The organism is Corynebacterium sp. HMSC075F02, assembly GCF_001838335.1.
GTDB classification, from domain to species: Bacteria; Actinomycetota; Actinomycetes; order Mycobacteriales; family Mycobacteriaceae; genus Corynebacterium; species Corynebacterium jeikeium_D.
Genome location: NZ_KV836308.1, coordinates 46,084 through 59,896, shown reverse-complemented (window position 1 = coordinate 59,896; position 13,813 = coordinate 46,084). Strand labels below are relative to the sequence as shown.

At 61.5% G+C, this 13,813-nt stretch carries 11 protein-coding genes; 4 read left to right on the top strand and 7 right to left on the bottom strand.

What is annotated here, in order from left to right; all coding sequences use genetic code 11:
- Window positions 1–15 precede the first annotated feature (15 nt).
- Entirely contained in the window at window positions 16–873 is an 858-nt protein-coding gene (locus HMPREF2920_RS03420; protein ID WP_083295689.1) for an HNH endonuclease family protein, read from the top strand.
- A gap of 539 nt (window positions 874–1,412) precedes the next feature.
- A complete protein-coding gene (locus HMPREF2920_RS03415; protein WP_049193377.1) occupies window positions 1,413–3,110 on the top strand; it encodes an AMP-binding protein in 1,698 nt (565 codons plus the stop codon).
- 82 nt (window positions 3,111–3,192) lie between these two features.
- Here the strand turns inward: HMPREF2920_RS03415 and HMPREF2920_RS03410 are convergent, their stop codons facing one another.
- Complete coding sequence (locus HMPREF2920_RS03410) at window positions 3,193–3,924, bottom strand: SDR family oxidoreductase (protein ID WP_016421787.1); 732 nt, start codon at window positions 3,922–3,924, stop codon at window positions 3,193–3,195.
- A 24-nt stretch (window positions 3,925–3,948) separates the two neighbouring features.
- Window positions 3,949–4,710 (bottom strand): SDR family oxidoreductase, encoded by a 762-nt coding sequence (locus HMPREF2920_RS03405; RefSeq protein ID WP_049193380.1) that lies wholly within the window; start codon window positions 4,708–4,710, stop codon window positions 3,949–3,951.
- Between the two features lie 183 nt (window positions 4,711–4,893).
- Between HMPREF2920_RS03405 and HMPREF2920_RS03400 the strand changes: the two genes are divergently transcribed.
- A complete protein-coding gene (locus HMPREF2920_RS03400) occupies window positions 4,894–6,954 on the top strand; it encodes an oxidoreductase (protein ID WP_049189818.1) in 2,061 nt (686 codons plus the stop codon).
- Between the two features lie 11 nt (window positions 6,955–6,965).
- Here HMPREF2920_RS03400 and HMPREF2920_RS03395 read toward each other — a convergent pair whose 3' ends face one another.
- The 4 genes from HMPREF2920_RS03395 to HMPREF2920_RS03380 all read right to left on the bottom strand — a co-directional run bounded on the left by HMPREF2920_RS03395 (window position 6,966) and on the right by HMPREF2920_RS03380 (window position 10,095).
- On the bottom strand, window positions 6,966–7,628 hold the full coding sequence (locus HMPREF2920_RS03395; RefSeq protein ID WP_049172542.1) for a nitroreductase family protein: 663 nt from the start codon (window positions 7,626–7,628) through the stop codon (window positions 6,966–6,968).
- Window positions 7,629–7,631: 3 nt separating this feature from the next.
- Window positions 7,632–8,132 carry a methylated-DNA--[protein]-cysteine S-methyltransferase gene (locus tag HMPREF2920_RS03390; protein ID WP_070767672.1) on the bottom strand — a complete coding sequence of 167 codons (501 nt, stop codon included), beginning with the start codon at window positions 8,130–8,132 and terminating at the stop codon, window positions 7,632–7,634.
- A gap of 12 nt (window positions 8,133–8,144) precedes the next feature.
- On the bottom strand, window positions 8,145–9,092 hold the full coding sequence (locus HMPREF2920_RS03385) for an alpha/beta hydrolase family protein (protein WP_049189819.1): 948 nt from the start codon (window positions 9,090–9,092) through the stop codon (window positions 8,145–8,147).
- 109 nt (window positions 9,093–9,201) lie between these two features.
- Complete coding sequence (locus HMPREF2920_RS03380; protein ID WP_070854005.1) at window positions 9,202–10,095, bottom strand: cation diffusion facilitator family transporter; 894 nt, start codon at window positions 10,093–10,095, stop codon at window positions 9,202–9,204.
- A gap of 43 nt (window positions 10,096–10,138) precedes the next feature.
- Here HMPREF2920_RS03380 and HMPREF2920_RS03375 point away from each other — a divergent pair, with 43 nt between their 5' ends.
- Window positions 10,139–12,556: an ATP-dependent RNA helicase gene (locus tag HMPREF2920_RS03375; protein ID WP_070854004.1), complete on the top strand. Its 2,418-nt coding sequence runs from the start codon at window positions 10,139–10,141 to the stop codon at window positions 12,554–12,556.
- A gap of 12 nt (window positions 12,557–12,568) precedes the next feature.
- Here the strand turns inward: HMPREF2920_RS03375 and HMPREF2920_RS03370 are convergent, their stop codons facing one another.
- Window positions 12,569–13,735 (bottom strand): glycosyltransferase 87 family protein, encoded by a 1,167-nt coding sequence (locus HMPREF2920_RS03370; protein ID WP_242458688.1) that lies wholly within the window; start codon window positions 13,733–13,735, stop codon window positions 12,569–12,571.
- Window positions 13,736–13,813: the final 78 nt, after the last annotated feature.

Below are 13,813 nucleotides of genomic sequence, written 5' to 3'. Positions count from 1 at the left end.
TCCGCCCCCACCGCTATGGTTAGCTCCATGCTCGCCAACCGTCGTTTCCGCTCGCCACTGCAGGGCCTCGCCCTCCTTATCGGCGCAGCGACAATCCTCAGCGGCTGCACGGCTCCCACAGCCCCCACTCCAGAGAGCCAGTCATACAGCCCGGCACCGGCACCCGCATTTACGCCCGAGCCAGAGGAACCCGCGCCCGAGATTCCCGAAGTGCCCCACGCCCCCGCCGCCCCGGACACCCCAGCGCCCGGCACATCGCCTATCGACGGCATCCGTAGCGCCCTCAACCAGCTGGAGGTAAAAGGGCGCGCACCGAAAACCGGCTATGCGCGCGATGAGTTCGGGCAACGTTGGAGCGACGACGTCTCTGCCGAGTTTGGGCACAACGGATGTGACACGCGAAACGATATTTTGAATCGTGACCTTATTAATAAGGAGTACAAACCAAATAGCCACGATTGCGTCGTGCTTTCAGGGCAATTACTGGATCCCTATACCGGCACGATGATTGAGTTCCAGCGTGGCCGCGATACCTCTTCTGCCGTTCAAATCGACCATGTCGTAGCCTTAAGCGACGCCTGGCAAAAGGGGGCACAGCAACTCCCGCCCGAGGTTCGGCAGGACTTTGCCAATGACCCCCTCAACCTCTTGGCCGTCGATGGCCCCGCCAATCAACAGAAGCGGGATAGCGATGCCGCATCCTGGGTACCCGCCAATAAGCCATTTCGCTGCCAGTATGTCGCTCGCCAGGTGGCAGTAAAACAGAAATACCACCTGTGGCTCACACAGGCGGAGTACGATGCCATCGACCGTTGGCTCTCTACCTGCACACCAGAGGATGAGCCCACACTTGCCGCCCTAACCCTGAATTAGGGCAACTTCCTCCGACGCTCACCGATGCCGCACACCGAGGCTCAAGCCAGCGAATATGCCACCTATTCAGCTACGCACTCGCAACCTCCGCCCCTCCTAGTCTCGAACATTTCTATTTTTCAGAAGATTCCTAGCCCCCTAATTTCTGGGGGCGACCGCCATTCAGCTACTGCCCGCCCCGTCAAACAAACCAACCGAAAACCCCTGGGTTCATAGAGTTATATACGTCAATATCAGAATTGAATTCGTTACCGCAGTGTTATCCTTTCGTTATATTCACTGCTTCCTGTCGGTTTATAACTGTTTGATAACACTGTATCCTCGAGCCCGTACGCGAAAAGGTATCCGTCGTAAAGCATTGCGCACGCCGACTGCGTATTTTTTACTTTTCTTCGTGGAAACTACTTTTTGACGCGGCACAGGTTTGTTAAAGTCTGGTTGTTACAAAATCGCACTACCGTGACTGATGGTGTCAGTGTGACTAAAGAGTCGCTTGGCGCTATTAATCGCTTGTCCATCATCTTGGAGGATTCTCACCCATGGCAGCTGAAATGAAGGCTCCGGAAGTACCACTTGGGCTCCAAATCAAGGCTTTTGCCCAGTCGATTCCACCACTCCTGCGTACTGGTGCCCTGTACATGACTCCGAAGACGGCGCCGAAGATTCTCGATTACCTGCGTCGCCTGAAGTTCTCCGTCGCCAGCCTGATTTCCATGAGTGCGCTGCGCTACCCGGATCGCCTCGCCCTTGTCGACGATGACGGCGAACTCACCTATTCTCAGCTGCTTGACAACGCCCACGCCCTGGCTCGCGCCTTGATGGACCGTGGCATGACCCAGAAGTCCAGCTTCGGCGTTATCGCACGCAACGGCCGCGGCATCATCCTGCCGATGGCCATCAAGGGATTCATCGGCTCCGAAATTATGCTGATGAACATCGGCTCCGGCCCGACTCAGATTCGCGGTGTCGTTGACCAGAATAAGGCCAAGTTCCTGTTCGTCGATGACGAGTTCCTGGGCAACCTGCCAGAAGACCTCGACGATGTCACCGTCGTTATTACCTCCGTGACCAAGCCGGAGACCCGCAAGAACGCGGGCAAGAACTTCGTGTTCATGGAAGACCTCATTGAAGAAGGTCGTACATCGAACGCCAAGCTAGATCCGAAGCCGGAGCAGGGACGCATCATCATCATGTCCTCCGGCACCACCGGCATCCCGAAGGGTGTCCTGCGCAATGAGCCGAAGACACCGGCAACTGTGGGTGCAATCGCCGATCGTATTCCGTGGCGCCGCAACATGGTCATTCACCAGTCCGCATCCATGTTCCACGCCTGGGGCTGGGCAAATGTGCTGATTGGCATGGCTACCGGCTCCACCATTGTCACCATGCGTGTCTTCGACCCGAAGAAGGCTGTTGACCAGTGTGAACAGTACGGCTGTAACGGCATGATTTCCGCGGCCTTCTTCCTGCGCCAGATCAAGGATGTTCTGGATGAGGAGCCGAACCGCAAGATTGGCCCGTTCCGCTTCATTGTCTCCTCTGGTAACGCCATCCCGGGCTGGCTCGTCTCCGCGCTGACTCACCGCTTCGGTCCGGTTATCTGTAACTTCTACGGCTCCACCGAGGCCGGCCTGTGCTCCATCGCATCCGGCGCGGACCTCGCAGCCCGCCCGGACTCCGCAGGTCGCCCGGCAATTGGCGCCAAGGTTCGCATCCTGGGTGACGACGGCAAGGAAGTCGAGCCGGGTGAGGTTGGCATGATCCACACCGCTCAGGAGCTCTCCTTCATCGGTTACCTGAACAAGAAGGACAAGTTCACCACCGTCGATGGCCTGTTCCAGATTGGTGACCTCGGCCGTATCGACCAGGACGGCTACCTGTACATCTGTGGTCGCTCCGACGACATGGTGATCAAGGGCGGCGAGAACGTCTTCCCACGCGAGGTCGAAGAAATTCTGGGCCCGGTGCCGGGCATCGCCGATGTCTTCTGCCACGGCAGCAACGAAAACGACGAGATTTTCGCTGACCTGTTCCTCTACGTTGTCCGCGAGGACAATGAGGCCGGCAAGAACCTCACCGAGGACATGCTGCGCGAGTACGTCCGCGAAACTCTGGCCGAGCACTCCACTCCGGACCGCGTCTTCTTCGTCGACTCCCTGCCGCGCAACGCCATCGGCAAGGTTGTCCCGCGCGAGGTCAAAGCAATGCACGAGCGCCTGAACCTGGACGCTCAGTAAGAAGCCTGCACACGAAAGTGTGCCCACCGGCTATCCGCCTGGTGGGCACACTTTTTGCTTATCTTCGCTACCTTTTACACGGCTATCCGCGCGGGCGCACCTGGATTTCATCCACGTTGGCATCCGCTCCGGTATCAACGGCCAGACGTACTGCGGCTGCGATCGATTCAGGCCGCATGAACTTCGTTCCGTCGTAACGCCAATCCGCATCATCGCGGTGCCAATTCGACTGCAGCTGAACCTGCATATCGGTATCGACGCGCCCAGGGTGCACGGAGCTGACTCGTACCGCGCCACGCTCTTCCTCGCGCAGCGCATCGGTGAAGGCCCGCAGCGCGAACTTCGACGCTGCATACGGTGAAGTACCAGCTGAAGCGCGGAATCCCGAGCCCGAGTTGATGGTTACCAGCGTGCCCTCCGCCTTGCGCAGCGCTGGCAGCAGCTGGCGTGTCAGGTCGGCGACGGCGACGACGTTGATGTCCATAATTCGCGACCAGTCCGCACGCGAAACCTCCGCCACGTCCCCATCGACGTACACGCCCGCCGAGTGCACGAGCACATCCAGCCCGCGCCCACCGAGCGCCTCCAACAGCTTTGCCACTTCCGCGTTTACGGCGTCGGTATCACCCAGATCAGCAACGAATACGCTTGCCGACGGCAACTGCGACGCCACCTTCTCGGCAGACTCAGCACTGGTAGCGCCCACAATGACATGGTGGTCACGGGAGAGATCCTTGGCGACCGCCAGGCCAATACCACGGCTTGCACCCGTGACCAGGGCAATCTTGGTGTCAGCGGCAATATCGATGCTCATGTACGGCTCCTCTATGTAGTCGGTTTACTTCTTCGGCTTCGCGCCGCCCACCTGGTCGATGGGGGTCACCTGCAGGAAGTCAATGTTGACGCGCTTCGGACGGGTGGCCGCGAACACAATGATGTCGGCAACATCATCGGCGGTCAGCGACTCAACGCCATCGTAGACCGCTGCGGCCTTGGTCTCGTCGCCGTCGAAACGCACGAGTGAGAAGTCGGTGTGGACGCGCCCCGGATCGATTTCGGTGACGCGCACGCCATCGGCAGCAACCTCTTGACGCAGGACTTCCACCAGCGCGCGCTCAGCGTGCTTGGCTGCGTTGTAACCGGCGCCGCCGGTGTAGACCTGACGGCCGGCAATCGAGCCGACGGTGAGCACAATGCCGCTAGTGGACTTCAATGCGGGCAGCAGCGCGCGGGTGACGCGCAGGGTGCCCAGCACGTTGACCTCGTACATCCAGCGCCACTTTTCCTCGACAGCGCCTTCAACCGATTCCATGCCCCAGGCGCCACCGGCGTTGTTAACCAGCACGTCGACGCGCGGTTCGGCCTTAGCCAGCGCCGCCACATCGGCGTCAGAGGTGACGTCAACCTTGTAGACCGTCGCTTCACCACCGGCAGCGCGAATCTCCTCCGCGACAGCCTCCAGCTTGTCCTCGCGGCGGGCTCCCAGCACAACGCGGAAACCTTCAGCTGCGAACTGCTTGGCAGTGGCTGCACCAATACCGGAAGAAGCACCGGTAACTACAGCTACTTTCTTGCCATTAGTTGAAGTTTCAGAGGTCATGGGGGCTCAACTCCTTGCTACATGCGTCTACTAATATTCCCGACTGTAGTCATACGACACCCTCCTGCGCCGAAGACTGCGCGTGCTTTACACCTGATGTTCCACGTGAAACGTATATAAAACTGTGCCGGAATTTTTCCGATTCACCTCATACACAGCCGCTAAAACCGCGATACTGGTTGCATGTCTGACCAGCCTCACTTCCCACATCTTCTCTCCCCTCTCGACGTCGGTCCTCTAACTCTGCGCAATCGCATCATCATGGGCTCAATGCACTCCGGCCTGGAAGATCGCACCCGTGATATCCCCAAGCTGGCTGCCTACCTGGGTCGGCGCGCCGAAGGTGGCGTGGGGCTCATCGTCACCGGCGGTTATGCTCCCAACATCGAGGGTTGGCTGACTCCGGCCGGTTCGATGATGGCGTCGAAGCGCATGGCGGACAATCACCGCCGCGTTACTGACCTCGTGCACTCCCACGGCAGCCACATCGTGCTGCAGGTGCTGCACGCCGGTCGTTACAGCTACAGCCCGCTGGCTCGCTCCGCCAATACCGGTCAGTCGCCGATTAGCCCGTTTAAGGCTCACCGCCTCACCGGCTTTGATGTCTCACGCACTATCGGCGCTTATGTCCGCGCCGCGAAGCTCGCAAAGCGCGCCGGTTACGACGGCATCGAGGTTATGGGTTCCGAGGGTTACCTGCTCAACCAGTTCCTGGCCGAGCGCACCAACCACCGCTCGGACAACTGGGGTGGCAGCGCCGAGGCTCGCATGCGCCTGCCCATCGAAATTGTCCGCCGCATTCGCGCCGAGGTGGGCGAGGACTTCCTACTGCAGTACCGCATTTCGCTGCTTGACCTGGTGGAAGACGGCCAGACCTGGTCCGAGACCACTGAACTCGCGCAGCGTCTGGTCGAGGCTGGCGTCGATGTCTTCAACACCGGTATCGGCTGGCACGAAGCACGCGTCCCCACCATCGTCACGTCCGTGCCGCGCGCCGCATTCACGGATCTGACGGGTCGTCTCCGTTCGCTTGTCGACGTCCCGGTGGCAGCCTCCAACCGAATCAACCGCCCCGAGGTTGCGGAGAAGATCCTCGCTGACGGCAATGCGGACTTGATTTCCATGGCCCGCCCACTGCTGGCTGACCCGGACTTCGCCATCAAGGCGGGCGATGGTCGAGCTGACCAGATTAACACCTGTATCGCCTGTAACCAGGCCTGCTTGGACCACACCTTCGCGGCCAAGCGCTCCACCTGTTTGGTCAACCCGAAGGCTGCTTACGAAACCGAGTTGGTATCCGTGCCGGTTGCGAAGGACAAGGCCAAGCGCATCGCCGTCATCGGCGCTGGTGTGGCTGGACTCGCTTTCGCGGAAGCCGCAGCTCAGCGCGGTCACCACCCAGAGATTTTCGAGGCCGCCGACCAGATTGGTGGCCAGTTCAACCTCGCCGCAAAGATTCCGGGCAAGGAGGACTATGGCGAGACGCTGAAGTACTTCTCCCGTCGCCTGGAGGTCCTCGAAGTTCCGGTTCACCTGAACACGCGTGCCGACGTCGACGAGCTCAAGACCAAGTTTGACCACGTGATTGTGGCCACGGGTGTCACCCCGCGTATCCCGGGCATTGACGGTATCGACCACGAGAAGGTCATTCGTTACGACGAGCTGCTCTCGGGTGCGAAGCAGGCCGGCAACAAGGTGGCCGTCATCGGTGCTGGCGGTATCGGTGTGGACGTGTGTGAATACCTCACTCGCAAGCCGAACCAGACCATCGAAGCCTGGAAGGACGCCTGGGGCGTCGGTGACCCTGCGGAGTTCCGCGCGGGTCTGACCAAGCCGGGCACGGTCTCTGGCGCGGCTGAGGAGTTTGAGGTTGAGCGCGAGGTGCACCTGCTGCAGCGCAAGACCTCCCGCATCGGTAAGGGCCTGGGCAAGACCACTGGTTGGGTTCACCGTGCGGAGATCAAGAAGGCCGGTGTCAAGCAGTACACCGGCGTCACCTACAACCGTATCGATGACGAGGGCCTGCACATCACCATCGATGAAAAGCAACAGGTCATCGCGGTTGACAACGTGATTGTCTGTACTGGTCAGGTATCCAATCTGGACTGCCTGGGCGGCAAGGATCGCGAGAGCGTCACCGGCGATAACTCCAATGTCACCATCATCGGCGGCGCGGACGTGGCCGCTGAGCTGGACGCAAAGCGTGCCATCCGCCAGGCCGTTGAGGTAGCGCTCGCGCTGTAGGGCTAGGGCTGCTACGCCTCGTAGCGGTCGGTGTAGGCGCGCTGCTCGAACTCGAAACGGCCCGGGTGAGCCGGGAACTCACCCGGGACACCGATGGCCAGCAACAGCGCTACCGCCACATCGGTGTCACCGGCACCGATAGCTTCCTTGACCTTCTGCTCACTAAAGCCCGTCATCGGGGAGCTAGCCCAACCAAAGGCGCTGGCAGTGACCATAGCGAAAGAAGCGGCAATCATGGCGTCGCGGATTGCGAACTCGCGGGAGAGACCCTTTTCCTCGCGGACCTTATGGAAGGAGGTCATCGAGGCTTCCCGCTCGGCAGCGGCAACTTCGTCCCACAGGCCAGTCGCCTTGTTGGCCTCAACCAGGCGTGGAATACCGCGCTTCCAGCCGGTCGGCTCACCAATGAAGGCGAGCAGCAGCGGCGCATTGGCAACCTGCTTCTGACCACCGGCAGCTTCCACTACCTGCTGGCGCACCTCAGGGTCCTCGATGCGCACGATAGCCCGAGACTGAATGTTAAAGGCGCTGGGAGCTTCCAGAGATAGCTCCAGGAGGCGGCGCACGTCAGCGTCGTCAAGCGGTTCGTCAGCATAGACGCGCGTGGCACGGCGGTTGCGGATGATGTTCTCAAATTCGGTGGCGAACTGATCGCGCGGAGAATGCGAAGTCATGCATTAAAGAATAACTGTTTGCCAACCTTCGAGTTCGAGCAGCCAGCGCTTCATTTCGCGGCCGCCGGCATAGGATCCGAAAGACCCCGCTCCCCCACTGGCGGGCACCACGCGGTGACAGGGAATCAGAATGCCCAGCGGATTGGTGGCACAGGCCGAGCCGGCAGCTCTGGCGGCACGGGGTGATCCGGCCATTTCAGCGAGCTCACCGTAGGTCACAACCTGGCCATACGGCACGTCGCGCAGTGCGGTCAGCGCACGAGCGCGGAAAGAATCCTGGGTGAATATGTCGCAGTCCAGCGGCAGCGCAAACTCGCGGCGCTGCCCGGCAAAGTACTCGCGGAACTGCTGCGCTGCCTGTTCCGCCACCGCCTGCGCTTCGGGGTCAGCGGCGCTGGGGTCGTCGTCAAGCACGGGGCCTAAGAGATTGACTTCGACGACCCCGCGAGCGGAGGTGGCGATTCCAAGCGCGCCGAAAGGCGTTTCTACCTGGGAAATCGCCATAAAACCTCCTACTTAGCCCTTGTTGGCCTGGAACCAGGCCAGCAGCTCGTCCCACTCCTTCTCGTGACCGGAGCGGAAGTAACCACCGTAGCCCACGCCCTTGCCACCAGCCGGCTGAGCCTGGCGCTTTTCAATCTTTTCAGCAGAGCTCATCACATTGGTAATCAGGTCTGCCGAGGACTCCTCAGTCCAGTAATCATCTGGAACGCGGATGGACAGGAACGGCTGCGGAGCCTTGGAGAAGCGGTTAGCGAAGTCGAACTCGGAATCGTCGAAGAAGTAGCCTTCCTTGCGAGCCCAACGAGCCCACTGACGCATGACACCGTTCGGCGGCTCAACAGCCAGACGCCACGCCGACGCCGGAATGTGGCCAGTGATGAAACCGCTAATCGGGCCGAGAATATTGAAGATGAAGAATGCGCGGACCTTGCCCGCCACGGACGGCACCTTGGAAATACGCATACCGCGGCAGTTGACCAACGCCGCTGCGTCATAGGTGCCCTCGGAGCCGGCGTAGACGATGCCGTGACCACCAACCGCGTGACCGACAGCGAAGTGCGGCACGTCCGGGTAGGTCTCCTTGGCCCACTCAATCACACCCGGAATATCCTTGGTGATCCAGTCCGACATCCGGATGTCTTCATTGTTCTGGTCAGTCTTCAGAGCGGACTGGCCAATTCCGCGGTAGTCATAGGTGATAACGCCGTAGCCCTTTTCTGCCACGGTCTCAGCGAAACGGTGGTAGAAACCCTGCGGCACACCGGTACCGGAGTGAACGGTGATGATGCCGTTGGGAATGTTCTCTGGGTTCTCCTTCGGGCGGAACATGGTTCCGCGCAGCAGGACGCGGTCATTTGCCGGAATAATGATGTCCTGCCGAGGGCACGGCTCCGGCAACTTCGGGCTCTTCGCGGAAAAACGGCTATCCCCAGTGGAAGTGGTTGAGGCTTCGGAGGTCATTTATGCAGTTCCTTCGAGTGGACTTAAACAGTGCATGATTTTGTATTCACAATCTTAAAGTGTAAGGCTCATCACTTTCAGCGCTTTCGTGGAATTTGCCTCACGCGCGTTACAACTGCACATCCCCATAGGCGCGTTCGTCCTCGATCGGCTCCAGATGCGAGGAAATATGCACACCCGGGAAGCGCTCCCGCAGCTCATCCTCCATCGCAGTGAGCACATCGTGGCCGCGCTCGACGCTCCACGCGCCCGGCACCAGCACATGGAACTCAATGAACTGCTGATGCCCCGACACACGAGTGCGAATCTCGTGAACGTCAATGCCCCGACTCCGATTGCGGTGCGAGGCCAAAATCTCGTCCACCGCCACGCGGTCCTCGCCCTCCATGGCCTTGTCCATCAGGCCGTTACCGGAATCGCGCAGCAGCTTGAAACCGGTGACCAGGATGTTTACGGCCACCGCCAGCGCGATAATCGGGTCGAGCCACCACAGGCCAGTAATCCACACCAGAGCCACACCCGCCAGAACACCGGCGGAGGTCCACACATCGGTCATAAGATGCTTGCCGTCGGCGGTCAGCGCCAGGGAGTTATGCTGACGCCCAGCCCTAAGCAGAATCAGCGCCACCGCACCATTAACCACCGAGGCAATCACGGTCACGATGAGGCCCAGGCCGATCTGCTCAATCGGCTGCGGGTGCACCAAACGCTCGATAGAGACATAAATAATCGCCGCCGCCGCCACGAAGATCATGGCACCTTCCAGCCCGGCCGAGAAGTACTCTGCCTTGGAATGGCCGAACTCATGGTCGCGGTCCGCGGGCCGCGCGATAACCTTGAGCACAATAATTGCGAAAACTGCCGCAACCAGATTGACAATCGACTCCGTCGCGTCGGAAAGCAGGCCCACCGATCCGGTCAGAGTGTAGCCCCAAAACTTCAGCGCGATGGTGACGACCGCCGCCCCCACTGAAAGCCAACCAAAACGAGATAAGTCCTGCATATGCGGGCACTTTACCCGCCTGTCCGGAGTTACTACCAGTTCTATGAGCACCGATTTCCAGTTCAATTTGCAGAACATTTCTGCAGGCCTGCCGTTCGCGTCGCAGCTCGCCTCGCTTGCCGACGCCGTGCGCGACCACGACGTAGTAGTCCAAGCCCCACCGGGCACCGGCAAGACCACTTTGGTTCCGCCGGCAGTAGCCAACACCCTGGGCGGCCGCATTGTGGTCACGGCTCCCCGGCGTGTGGCGGTGCGCTCGGCAGCGCGGCGGTTGGCACAGCTGTCGGGCACGAAGCTCGGTGGGGAAGTTGGTTACTCGGTGCGTGGCGACACAAAAGTTTCCCGCGCCACCCGCGTGGAGTTTGTCACTCCCGGTGTGCTGCTGCGTCGACTGCTGCGCGACGGCGACGTGGATGCCAGCGCGGTGCTCATCGACGAGGTGCACGAGCGCGGCTTGGATACCGATTTAGTGCTGGCGATGGTGCGCGACTTGCGGGATATCCGCGATGACCTGCGCCTTGTCGCTATGTCGGCAACGGTGGACGCGCCGAAGTTCGCGACCCTGCTCGGTGGCTCTGCCCCGGCTCCCATCGTGGCTGCGGAGGCGGCAATCCACCCGCTGGACATCCGCTACGCGCCCTTTCCGCAACGGCTGGATGCACGCGGTGTGACCGACGACTTCCTGCAGCACGTTGCCGCCCAGGCCAGCACACTCACGGAAGAAGCCGCCGGTGATGTGCTGGTTTTCCTCCCCGGCATCCGCGAGGTGGAACGCTGCGCGGGTTATATCGCGGATTCCTCGGAGGTGGCGGTGCTGACGCTGCACGGCCAGCAGAGCTCCGAGGAGCAGGACCGCGTGTTCCGTCGGCAAGCGGATGGTAGACGCGTAATTGTGTCCACCGCGATTGCGGAATCATCCGTGACTGTGCCGGGCGTGCGCGCCGTTGTCGACGCCTGCCTCGCGCGCGGACCGCGACTCGACATTGCGCGTGGCTTCTCCGGCCTGGTCACCAGCTCGTGTGCGCAGTCCTCCGCGAACCAGCGCGCTGGCCGAGCGGGACGTGAGGGCCCGGGCATCGTGGTGCGCTGCGTCTCCCAGTCGGAATTCGCGTCCTTTCCCGCCGGGCCCGCGCCGGAAATCGAGGTCGCCGACCTGACCCAAGCGCTCCTCGACGCCGCCGCGTGGGGCACGCCGGGGATGCAGGGACTGAAGCTTCTCGACGCCCCACCACCCCACCACGCCGAGGCTGCAAACCGCATTCTCGCTGGCCTGGGCGCTGTTGATGAGGCCGGTGACATCACGGAACTCGGCCGCACCCTGGCTACCCTGCCGGTGCATCCGCGCATGGGACGCGCGCTGCTGACCGCCACGGCCATGATGCCGCAGCACGCCGACGCGGTCGCACGCGCGGTGGAGAAACTCACCGATGCCCGCGGCTTGGCCAAGCAGGTGCGCCGCATTGAGCTGGATACTGAAGCCCCCGCCAATCTGCTGCCCTCGGACATCCCCGCGCTGGTCACGGCCCTGGCGTGGCCGGATTTCATCGGGCGACGGCGCAGTGCGAGTTCCGACGAGTACCTTTTCACCGGCGGCACCGCAGCGGAACTCGCCCGCGGTTCTGACCTACACGGCCACGAGTGGATTGCGGCCGCCGACATCTCGCGGCTCTCCCACGGTCGTGCGCTCATCCGCACCGGCGAGGCGATCGACCTGGAAATCGCCATGCTCGCCGCCGGCCACCTCGCCCGCACGGAGACCACGGCGCGCGTCGAACAGGGCCGCGTTCGCGCCCGCGCGCGCGACCTGCTCGGTGCCATCGAACTGTCCTCCCGCCAGGTCTCCCCGACGCCCGAGCAGTGCATCGCCGCCAACTCCGCTTGGCTTGCCACCGCGCTTACCGACGCCTCCCCCAACCTCGACCGCGACACCGAACAGCTCCGCCGCCGCATGGCCTTTCTCCACACTCATCGCGGTGCCCCATGGCCGGATGTCTCCCCCGCAGGGCTGGCGGCCCAGGCCGAGCTCCTCTTTGCTGGCGAGCTGGACCGCCCGACCCCACCCAAGCTAGATGCCGAACACCTACACCGCCTGCTGCCCTGGCCGGAGGCCTCGGACTTCGACCGGCTGGTGCCCGAACGCCTGGAGGTCCCCTCTGGTTCGAAGATTCGCCTGGAGTACCCGGAGGACCCCACGGACCCTGAGGCAACGATTGTGCTCGCCGTGAAGTTGCAGGAGTGCTTCGGCCTGGCGGAGACCCCGCAGGTATTGGAAAAGCCGGTGACAATGCATTTGCTGTCACCGGCTCAGCGACCACTCGCGGTCACTCAGGACTTGGAAAGTTTCTGGAATGGCGCCTACGCACAGGTTCGCTCCGAGATGCGGGGCCGTTACCCCAAGCACCCGTGGCCGGAGAACCCGTGGGAGGAGCAGGCTACTGCGAGAACGAAGCGCCGTCGTTAAGCAAGCCCGTCGTTAAGCAGCTGCCTGTGCCCGCACGCGACTGGGCTTGCGCCAGAGGTAGATTGCGTAGCCCAGGCAGGTGAAGAAGAGCACGCCCCCCATGATTCCCTGCATGTTGCCGTAGAACCACTGCCCCACATTGGCAGCGTGGCCGAAGTCATTGCCCACGAACACCTTGTACGGTGCCCACCAGTGGGCGATCATGAACAGGACACCGACAATAATGTGCCCAATCTCGCGGACGAAGAGCACCAGCGGCACGAAGACCATGACGATCGACCAGTGGTGGCTGACCGCGTATGGCCCGGCGAAGCTGACCGCCAGCGCAACGAAACCAAGGGCTGCGACATCATAGCCATTGCGGTGGTAGATCCACGCCACGAAAGCAGCGGCAATGGCACCGATGAGGAAGAAACCGTAGATGCCAATATCGAGCGCGGTACCCTCCACCCCGGCGCGGGCGAGCAGACCACTGAACGCCTGGTTGGCCTCATAGGTCGGGGCGCCACCGCGGTTGCCGGCGAAGAACTCATCGGTCCAGAAGTAGATGGACTCCTTAAAGCGCACGGCGAAACCAATGGCGACGGTTACCAGGAACCAGCAGAAGCTCTTGGCCACGGCCGCAAAGTCGCGGCGCATGAGGAACACCAGCGCATATGCCGCGGGGGTGATCTTAATGCCCGCCGCGATACCCACGCCCAGTCCACGCAGTTTCTTGGGCAAAAAGCCCAGCACATCGGAGACCACCAGCAGCGCGAGGAAGACGTTGATCTGCCCGAAGAGCACGTTGGCGCGCAGCGGGTCGAGCAGCATCACAACACCGAGCACGCAGGTAGCCATCAGCTTCGGACGCTCAGAGCCGAGACGAGTGAAGACCATCCACAGCATCGCCCACACCGCCGCCAGCGTGGCGAACGTCCAGATGATCTGCAGGGTCACCGGCCCCGCCCAGGTCAGCGGGTAAAACAGCAGCGCCGCAAACGGTGGGTAGATGAAGCGGAAACCCGATCTGGTGGGAAACTCTGGTGAGTAGAGATCCTGGTCTCGTCGTAGTGCCCAGCCGGCGTCTTGGAAGACCTCGAGGTCCATCATGTAGGCAGTTGCCGCAAGATAGATGAGGTCGATGACAACGACCAGCGACACCAGCCCAAATACAATTGCCAAGATCCGTCTCTGCATGACGGAAAGCGTCGAGAGTCTGTCCATGAGCATGATTCGACACTACCGCACAGTTCTTCCTACTCAGGCCTTAGAGTG

What these genes read in the sequence shown, in the direction of transcription:
- HMPREF2920_RS03415 (WP_049193377.1), top strand. Translation starts at nt 1,413, where the DNA reads ATGGCAGCTGAAATGAAGGCTCCGGAAGTACCACTTGGGCTCCAAATC.
- HMPREF2920_RS03410 (WP_016421787.1), bottom strand. Translation starts at nt 3,924, where the DNA reads ATGAGCATCGATATTGCCGCTGACACCAAGATTGCCCTGGTCACGGGT.
- HMPREF2920_RS03380 (WP_070854005.1), bottom strand. Translation starts at nt 10,095, where the DNA reads ATGCAGGACTTATCTCGTTTTGGTTGGCTTTCAGTGGGGGCGGCGGTC.
- HMPREF2920_RS03420 (WP_083295689.1), top strand. Translation starts at nt 16, where the DNA reads ATGGTTAGCTCCATGCTCGCCAACCGTCGTTTCCGCTCGCCACTGCAG.
- HMPREF2920_RS03370 (WP_242458688.1), bottom strand. Translation starts at nt 13,735, where the DNA reads ATGCAGAGACGGATCTTGGCAATTGTATTTGGGCTGGTGTCGCTGGTC.
- HMPREF2920_RS03400 (WP_049189818.1), top strand. Translation starts at nt 4,894, where the DNA reads ATGTCTGACCAGCCTCACTTCCCACATCTTCTCTCCCCTCTCGACGTC.
- HMPREF2920_RS03390 (WP_070767672.1), bottom strand. Translation starts at nt 8,132, where the DNA reads ATGGCGATTTCCCAGGTAGAAACGCCTTTCGGCGCGCTTGGAATCGCC.
- HMPREF2920_RS03405 (WP_049193380.1), bottom strand. Translation starts at nt 4,710, where the DNA reads ATGACCTCTGAAACTTCAACTAATGGCAAGAAAGTAGCTGTAGTTACC.
- HMPREF2920_RS03375 (WP_070854004.1), top strand. Translation starts at nt 10,139, where the DNA reads ATGAGCACCGATTTCCAGTTCAATTTGCAGAACATTTCTGCAGGCCTG.
- HMPREF2920_RS03385 (WP_049189819.1), bottom strand. Translation starts at nt 9,092, where the DNA reads ATGACCTCCGAAGCCTCAACCACTTCCACTGGGGATAGCCGTTTTTCC.
- HMPREF2920_RS03395 (WP_049172542.1), bottom strand. Translation starts at nt 7,628, where the DNA reads ATGACTTCGCATTCTCCGCGCGATCAGTTCGCCACCGAATTTGAGAAC.